Annotated in this window: 7 protein-coding genes; 3 read left to right on the forward strand and 4 right to left on the reverse strand. The window is 71.0% G+C overall.

Annotated elements, in window-relative coordinates:
- Positions 1–71 precede the first annotated feature (71 nt).
- The 4 genes from ACFPIJ_RS58025 to ACFPIJ_RS58040 are packed head-to-tail and all read right to left on the reverse strand — an operon-like array spanning position 72 to position 3,646.
- A complete protein-coding gene (locus ACFPIJ_RS58025; RefSeq protein ID WP_380128138.1) occupies positions 72–680 on the reverse strand; it encodes a DNA cytosine methyltransferase in 609 nt (202 codons plus the stop codon).
- Positions 677–1,564, reverse strand: coding sequence for a hypothetical protein (locus ACFPIJ_RS58030; protein WP_380128139.1), 888 nt, complete (start codon positions 1,562–1,564; stop codon positions 677–679). Before ACFPIJ_RS58030 ends, ACFPIJ_RS58025 begins: the two co-directional genes overlap by 4 nt.
- Entirely contained in the window at positions 1,561–2,646 is a 1,086-nt protein-coding gene (locus tag ACFPIJ_RS58035) for a TRM11 family SAM-dependent methyltransferase (protein ID WP_380128140.1), read from the reverse strand. The genes ACFPIJ_RS58030 and ACFPIJ_RS58035 overlap by 4 nt, the downstream gene beginning before the upstream one ends.
- Entirely contained in the window at positions 2,639–3,646 is a 1,008-nt protein-coding gene (locus ACFPIJ_RS58040) for a hypothetical protein (protein ID WP_380128141.1), read from the reverse strand. The genes ACFPIJ_RS58035 and ACFPIJ_RS58040 overlap by 8 nt, the downstream gene beginning before the upstream one ends.
- Before the next feature lie 1,089 nt (positions 3,647–4,735).
- On the opposite strand from ACFPIJ_RS58040, the gene ACFPIJ_RS58045 reads away from it, so the two are divergent.
- From ACFPIJ_RS58045 to ACFPIJ_RS58055, 3 genes are all read left to right on the forward strand, one after another.
- Positions 4,736–5,791 carry a hypothetical protein gene (locus tag ACFPIJ_RS58045; RefSeq protein WP_380128142.1) on the forward strand — a complete coding sequence of 352 codons (1,056 nt, stop codon included), beginning with the start codon at positions 4,736–4,738 and terminating at the stop codon, positions 5,789–5,791.
- Positions 5,792–6,601: 810 nt separating this feature from the next.
- The gene (locus ACFPIJ_RS58050) at positions 6,602–6,931 is read left to right on the forward strand and encodes a pilin (protein WP_380128147.1); all 330 of its coding nucleotides are present in this window, start codon (positions 6,602–6,604) and stop codon (positions 6,929–6,931) included.
- Positions 6,932–6,936: 5 nt separating this feature from the next.
- Positions 6,937–7,866: a hypothetical protein gene (locus ACFPIJ_RS58055; protein WP_380128143.1), complete on the forward strand. Its 930-nt coding sequence runs from the start codon at positions 6,937–6,939 to the stop codon at positions 7,864–7,866.
- Positions 7,867–7,960 lie beyond the last annotated feature (94 nt).

Below are 7,960 nucleotides of genomic sequence, written 5' to 3' on the forward strand. Positions count from 1 at the left end.
GGCGGTGGTGGCGGGTGCCGCTGGGTTCGATGAGGTCGGGGAGCCCGTACTGGTGGCCGACGCCGCGGCCGTCACGGGCGCACGGCGTCGGCAGAGTGTTTGCGGAGGCGGTGTTGGTCGGCGGCCAGCAGGAACAGCCGGTCGCGGCGGTGGGCGGCGCCGATGTCGGATGCGCGTAGGCATGCCCAGCGCGTGTCGTACCCGATCGCGGCCAGGTTGGCGTGGACGACGTCGAAGCCCCGGTGGAGGAGGGCGGCGACGTTCTCCACGAAGACGAGCGGTGGTCGAAGGACGCGAATGGCGTCGGCGACGGCGGTCCAGACGCTGGAGTGTTCGCCGGTGATCCCGGCGCGTTTCCCGGCGTTAGAGATGTCCTGGCATGGAAACCCGGCGGTGAGGATCTCGACCGGTTCGACGGTGCTCCAGTCGATGGTGCGGATGTCGCCGAGGTTGGCGACGTCGGGCCAGTGGTGGGTGAGGACGGTGCGGGCGTGTGGGTCGGTTTCGGCGTACCAGGCGAGCCGGCCGCCGAGGACCCATTCGACGGCGAGGTCGAGGCCGCCATAGCCGGTGCACAGCGACCCGATCCGCGGCCCGCTGCTGTGGTGGCCGTCGGGTCCGCCGGGATTTCCGGCTGCGGTGTGCCGGCCCGACGGGTTGCCGGTGGGGCGATCACTCATGCCACCTCCCGCACCGGAGTCGGCCCGGTTGTGGAGTCGGTGGTGGTGTCGCCGGGGTGCGGGCAGGTCCACGGCCCGCACCCCGGCATGTCCACGTCAGCTGTCGCCGGTCTCGGCCGCAGCAGCACCTGGTCGAGCGGGACCCGTTGGCGGTGCAGGAAGAACTGCCCGCGCAGCGGATGTCCGTCGGCGTTGGCCCGCGCGGAGCCGTGCCGGATGGCTGCGTCGAACGCGACCGCGTCCGCCCATTCCGCCGGGCTGTCCGCCTTCAACGTGGCCCAGAACCCGTCGTCGTGGAACGGGCACCCGAGGCAACTCGACTTCGGGGTGCCGGGCAGGCCGTGCCGCTCGAGGTAGGCGACGCAGTCGCTGCGCTGCCACCCGAGGTCCAGCAGCGGGAAGACGTTGCGCATGTAGCCGACGTCGGCGTCGCGGGCGCGGCCGATCTCGTCGACCGAGATCCCGATCGTCATGTCGGCGACGACACCAGCCGGTACCCGCCGCGGGTGCGGGTAGCCGAGCCGGCGCCGGACCTCCGCCTTGATCGGTTTGATCTTGTACTCGGAGGTGCACTGCCGTCGAGCCATGCCGCGTTCGCCGTTCGGTCCGAGCATGAACAGGGGCATGGACGCGAAGCGATGCTTCGGGTCGATCGCATCGGCGCGGATGTGCCCGGCCGACACCCGCACGATCGGGATGCCCGCGTCGGCGGCGATCCGCTCGAGCCGGTCGAGGTGGTCGTAGACGGCGGCGGGCTCCCAACCCGTGTCGGCGAAGACTGCTGCGGCGAATGTCGGGATCTCGCCGCGGGCGGCCAGCAGCAACGTGGCCGAGCTCTGGACGCCAGCCCCGAGGCTGAGATATCGGTGGATGGATGTGCTCATCCGCGGCCCACGGCATCGTCCTGTATGGACGGTGTGATCGGTGCGACCGGTTTGGTGAAGATCAGCACGTCCTCGTGGGCGATGAGGTGCATCGGCGTGCCGGCGGCGCGGGCTTTACGCACGGACTGCAGCTGGAAGAAGCTGGGCCGGGCGACGAGCTGCCCGTCGCGGACCGCGGCAAGCAGCGCCACACACCGTTCCGTCGGTACCAGTCCGGCGCGGATGCCGGCGCCGATGACGGCGGAGGGCAGGTCGACGAGTTCGCCCTTCTTGCGCCAGGGCCGGGCGGTGACCACGACGGTCCCGCCGGGGCGCAGCAGCGTCGCGCAGCCGCGCAAGATCTGCGCGAACCCATCGGCGAGGCCAGTGAGGTCGCGGTAGGCGAGGTTCCCGCGGTCGGTGCCGTCGTTGTACCGGTTGTCGCGGATGTCGAGTTCGTCGCCGGTGCGGACCAGGCCGTGGACGGTCGGCCCGTACGGCGGTGATGTCACCACGAGGGCGGCCTGCCCGATGAGGACGGCGGGGACGAGGGACAGGATGTCGGTGGCGTCCCCGCGGATGATGCCGCCCCGGCCGGCGGCGCCCTGAGTGTGGGCGTGGCGGAGGTTGGCGTCGGCGATGTCGGACCAGCGGGACTCGTACTCGATGCCGAGCGCGTCCCGTCCGGCGTGCACAGCCTCGACGAGGGTGGTGCCGATCCCGGACATCGGGTCCAGGACGAGGTCGCCGGGGTCGGTGTAGGCGTCGATGGCGTGCGCGGCGATCGCTGGCAGCATTCGGGCGGGGTGCTGGACCGAGTCCGGCACGTACCGGCCGCGGCGCTGGACCGGGCCGGTCCGCTGCGCCGTCGCCCACACCGACAACCCCGCCAGGGAAGGGGCAGCCAGGGCGGGCCGGTCCGGGTTGGTGTCCGCAGCAGTGGTGGCGCTGGCGGCGGTGCGATGCTGGGCATCGTAGGCCCGGTGCCGGCCACCCGGACCGTTCCGGCGAGTGCCGGTGCCGTCGGTGGGGTTGGTCGGGGTGGTGGTGCCGTGGCCGGGCCCGTCCGGGTCGGCGGCTACAGCGGTGCGGGACTCAGCCATGGCTGGCCTCCCCGCTGCGGTCGGCCCGGGGGGAACTGCCACGGCGACGGGCCGTGGTGCCGGTGACCGGGGTGAAGACGAGCAGGTCGGCGTGGACCCGCAGGTGCGTGACCGTCCACTGCTCGCCGGCTTTGTCGGCGCGGGCCTTGGACAGGGCGAGGAGTTCCTCATCGTCGAGGTGATAGACGAACGCGTCGCCGTGCTCGTCGCTGCTGGTGTCGGCGGCGACGGCGACGATGTGCTGCAGGTAGCCGAGGCCGACCTGGGTGGCGGCGGTGGCGATCGGGCTGAAGTCCTCCGGGGTCGCGGCGAGCCCGGCGGGCACGGCCACGATGAGGACGAGGCAGCCGCCCGGGCGCAGCAGTTCCCGGCATGCGGTGAGCAGCCAGGCCAGCCGGATCCGGTTGGGGACCGCGTCGGGGTCCAGGGGCCAGGTCGCGACGACGAGGCTGGTCAGTCCGGCGAGGGACACGCCGTCGGGGATCGGGACGACCGGCGGTGCGGTCGGTGGGAGGTGCGGGTCGGTGAGGTCGTCACCGAACCAGTCCGCGAGGGACCCGGCCAGCTCGACACTGTCGGCGGTGAGGTCGGTGTCGAGCTCATCGTCGGCCTGCGTCTCCAACGTGCTGTTCTCGTCGTCGAGGGTGCTGGTGACGGGGCCGATGATGAGGCTGGCGACGTCGGTGAACCAGGCCCGGTGGTGCCGGCGTCCGCCGGTGGTGCTTGCGGTGGTGAGGGCGTGGTCGGCGGTGAGGTCGACGACGGCCTCGCCGGGGCGGCTGTAGGCGGCGACGAGCCGCCGGGCCAGCCGGGCGGGAATGCTGGGGCCGTGGTCGCCGCTGGTGCGGGCGGTGCGCCAGACGGTGATCGGGACCGGCGGGTCCCCGGCGACGATGTCGACGAGCGGCTGCTCGGCATCATTGGCGCCGGAGGCGCCGGGCGTCCCGTCCGGATCGGAGTAGAGGTCGGTGGACTGGTGGTGCGGCGGGTGCTTGCTCATATGGCTGTCGGCTCCGCGCCGCGCCGGGAAGCGCTGACACCCTCCTATCCGGGTTTGTGAGCCGTGGCGAACGCCCCCAACGCTCACAGCCGCTCACAGCACGCCGGACACCGCTCACAGCCACGCACTGCACGCTCACAGCAACGGTCGGTCATCGAGCTGGGGGCGTTGGGGCTCGCAGCGGTATCTACCGTCAAGACCGCGGCCACTCGCAGTCGCTCACAGCCACTCACGGCGGCATCGGCTTCAAACCTCAGGTCGCTCACAGCGGCTGGAGTCCAGCTGCCGAAACCCGGCCGTGCGCGTCGCGGTCTACATGCCCCGCTGGCCGCACCGGCGTCTCCGTTCCCATCCGGATGTAGGTGCCAGTGCGGCGTGAGGGTGGTTGTCGGGCGTCGCACGGGGCGGCGCAGCGAGCGTCGATAGCGATGCTCTGTCCGCCGATGATTGCGGGCAGTGCCGGCGCCTGAGGCAATGCCGGTGCTGCTGTGGGTGGTGTGGGCGTGACGGTGGTTCGTAGTCACCGCCCACTGCGGTGACCAAAGGAATCGATGATCTTCTGTGGCGTGCAGTGCGTGTCAGTCGACGATCTTCCGTGACATGACTCCCATGTCACTCGACGATCTTCTGCGACATCCGCACGGTGTCAATTGATGACCCTCTGTGCCACGCTCGGATGTCAATCGGCAGGCATCTGTGTCGTGTGGCGGCGTCATGGCCGCCGGGCCGGGGCCGTGCCGTGACGGTTGCCGTGAGTGGCGACGGGTGCTGTGAGTGGACTACTGGGCGCCGTCCGTGGTTGCGATCGCAGCAGTCGGCATGGCGTAGCCAGTGTGGGCATCGATGAAATCAATGTGCAGCTCAATGCATGTTGTACGAACTGATGTCAACGATCACAGCCAATGCTGGAGATCGTGTGACGCGGCCGGTCGGTGTCGTGGCGCGCGGTGGCGCCGACCATCCGGATGCGCCATTGACCGGCACTGTCAGTGACCCGTGAGTGGTGCGTGGCGCAATGGCACCCAGGACGCCGCGGTGACAGGCCCGCGATATCCATCCGCGATCTTCGTTGTCATAGGAGCTTGTGACATGACCGTGTCCACCTCCATGGACCACACTACGAACCGCCCGGACGCCGGCGCCGACACCGATGACACCGCCCGTGACACGGCTCGTGACACGGACGGCGCCGCTGCCGGACCCCGTCCAGCGACCACCGGCACGGCCCGCGCCGTGCCCGGTCGTAGACCAGCCGACCCCGGCCAGGCCGACGGCACCAGCGGCGCCGATGACGAGGGCTGGCCGTCCTCGCCGTTCGCGTGCGTCGACACCGCGTTCACCGCGCTGGCCACCGGCCCGGACCCGCTGAGCATCGACCTGACCGACCTGGACCCCGACCTCGGCCTGCCCGACGGGGTGGTCAGCGTGGCGGTGCTGCGCACCTGGCTGGCCGAGCACCCGCGGGATTGGCGGGCGTTGGACGCGGTGTGGCGGGAGCTGATCGTCCGAGCACGCCTCGACGGCCCGGCCTGGGTCGTCGTCGCGACCGCCGTGGCCCTGCCCGGCCTGGTCCGCCATGCGGCGACTCTGGTCGCAGGCGGCTGGCACGGCGACCCCGACGACATCGACGCCGAGGTCCTGACCGGGTTCCTCACTGCCCTGCGCGACCACGTCGACGTGACCCGCCCCGCCCCGTACGCCCAACTGTGCAGGGCCGGGCAGCGCGCCGGCCTGGCCCTGGTCGCGCAGCAGCGCGACATCGTCCTCATCGACGACCTCGACGCCATCCCGCCCGGCCCCCGAACCCCGCACCGACCGTGGAGCCACCCCGACCTCCTCGTCCAACGCGCCGTCGCCCTCGGCCTCCTCGACCCCTGCGACGAGCAGCCCTACATCGACACCCGCCTCGGCAAGCGGGCGATCGAACCGATCGCCGCCCGCCTCGACGTCACCGTCGACGCCCTGCGGATGCGGCTGAACCGCATCGACGACCGCATCGCCTCCGCCCTCGCCAAGGGGCTGCTCACCGGCGCCACCTCACCTGGAGCTGAACAGGAACTGGCGAAACAGGCCGCCCACCGGCAGCGGACCCGCGCCGCCGTGACCTCTCGCACCACAGACAGGCCAGAGCTGGCCGCTGCCTGAGCCGCGACCACGCGCCTGCACGACCGGGCATCGTTCAGGGCCGTGCCTCCGACACCCGTTGGTGTCGGAGGCACGGCCCTTTCGCTGCCCTCCACGGCCTTCGCGGCGCCGGTCGTCGACACGCGAGGGCCAAGCGCCGGGGTGGGTTTGTGGGCGTTGTGTCCGGCCTGGCGGCCGTGAGCGAGACACGGTCCGCGTGCGCCGGACGCGCCGCTGCGAGCGACCTGTGTGCGGCTGTGAGTGGTGGGGGCGTTCGCCACGGCTCACAAACCCGGATAGGGGAGTGCAGGACTTCCCGGCTTCCCGCTGAGGCCTTTGACGGCCACGGGTGCGGGAGTTCTGCCCGCCGCCGGGCGAACCCCGTGCAGCGAGTGCTGCGCCAGCTGCGCGCCTCGGGTGCCGCGCCATCGTGATGCGCTGACACCTCATCCCACAGCCGACCCGTCGAGGGAGGACGAGCTCCTCCCGAGCGCGTTCGTGGCTGTGCGACCGCACTCGCTCATCGGGGATCCCGCTCGGCGGCGGCCACATCCGCTGTTTCGAACATTCGCTCCGCACCGCCCGCCGACACCCTGCGCCTCTGGCGCCGGTGCCAGCCCGGCGGTGCGGGGCGGGAGGTGAACCCCAACCATGTCCCGTTTCCTGCGGGCACGCCTGCGTGCCCAAAACCCGAACACCGCCATCATCGACCCGGCCTCGGACCTGGTCACAAACCGGGCCACGAACCCGGTCACCGGCCTAGAGGCCGGCACCCCGGCCATCACCGAGGCGAGCATCACGCCACCCTCCGTCCGCCGGCATGGCCGGCGGATCGCGCGGGTGTTGACCGCCTCAGCCGTTACGGCCGCCCTGCTGGCTGTCCCGGCGGTCGCGTCCGCCGATTCCGGCACACCCGCCGTCGTGGCGGCGAACGCGCTGCCCGCCGTGATCGCCAACCTGCAGACGTGGGTCATGGGGATCCTCGCCGCGGTGGCGACGCTGTTCCTGGTCCTCGCGGGGGTGTACTGGGCGACCGCCGGTGGTGACCCGGCCCAGGTCGACAAGGCCAAAGGTGCGTTGAAGAACGCCCTGGTCGGCTACGGCCTGGCCGTCCTGGCGCCGGTCCTGCTGCAGGTCGTCCAGGGCATCGTCGGGGGCTGACGATCATGGGCTGGCTCCTGGACAACATCCTCGACGCGTTCTCCGAAGCGATCGTGGCCTGCTTGGACGCGCTGATCGGTGTGATCACCAACGCACTGCTCAAGACCCCGGACGTCACGACGTTGCCGCAGGTGCAGGCCCTGACCGGCCGATCGGTCCTGATCGTCGACCTCTGTTTCGTGCTGTTCTTCGTCGCTGCCGGTGTGCTCACCATGTCCGCCGGCGGCGACGAGCGCTCCCGCTACACCGCCAAGGACCTGATCCCGCGCTGCATCGTCGGGTTCATTGCCTCGCACTTCAGCCAGCTGTGGTGCGCCAAGATGATCGAGCTGGCCAACGGCGTGACCGGGGCATTGGTCCAGGACGACCTCGGCGGCGACGGGGAACTGCGCCCCGCCCCGATCAACGGGATCAAGAACCACCTGATCGCCTGGCAGGACCAGACGGTGCAGCTGCTGTTCTGCGTCTGTGCGGTCATCATCCTGATCCTGCTCGGCGCGACCGCGTTCTCCACGATCGGCAGATTCTTCGCGGTCCTCGTCCTGACCGCCGTCGCGCCGCTCGCCCTGGCCTGCCACGCCCTGCCCCAGACCGACCCGGTCGCGAAGCTGTGGTGGCGGGCCTACGGCCTCACGCTCGCCATCCCGATTGGGCAGGGCATGACCCTGTACGCCGGCAACTGGCTGCTCACCGACGGCGACACCATGCTGCCCGTCTTCGGCCTGCCGTATGAGCCCGGCGGCACGATGAACCTGTTCATCGTCATGGTCCTGCTCTGGACCACCGTGAAGATCCCGGGCCTGATGCGCCGGATGCTGTCCTCCGGCGGCCAACGCCCGAACTTCCTCGGCATGATTGTCCGGGTCATCGTGGTGCAGCAGCTGACCCGCGCCGTGCCCGGCCTGGGCAAGGTCGTGCGGGCGGTGGGCCGATGAACCACCGACAAGAACAGTCCGTCCGCGCCCGGATGCCGACGGCTGCTTCATACTGCGCGGTCTCCGTTTGCTGTTGGGTTTGGTTTGAGGCGGA

Source organism: Dactylosporangium cerinum, from assembly GCF_042653625.1.
Classification (GTDB): Bacteria; Actinomycetota; Actinomycetes; order Mycobacteriales; family Micromonosporaceae; genus Dactylosporangium; species Dactylosporangium cerinum.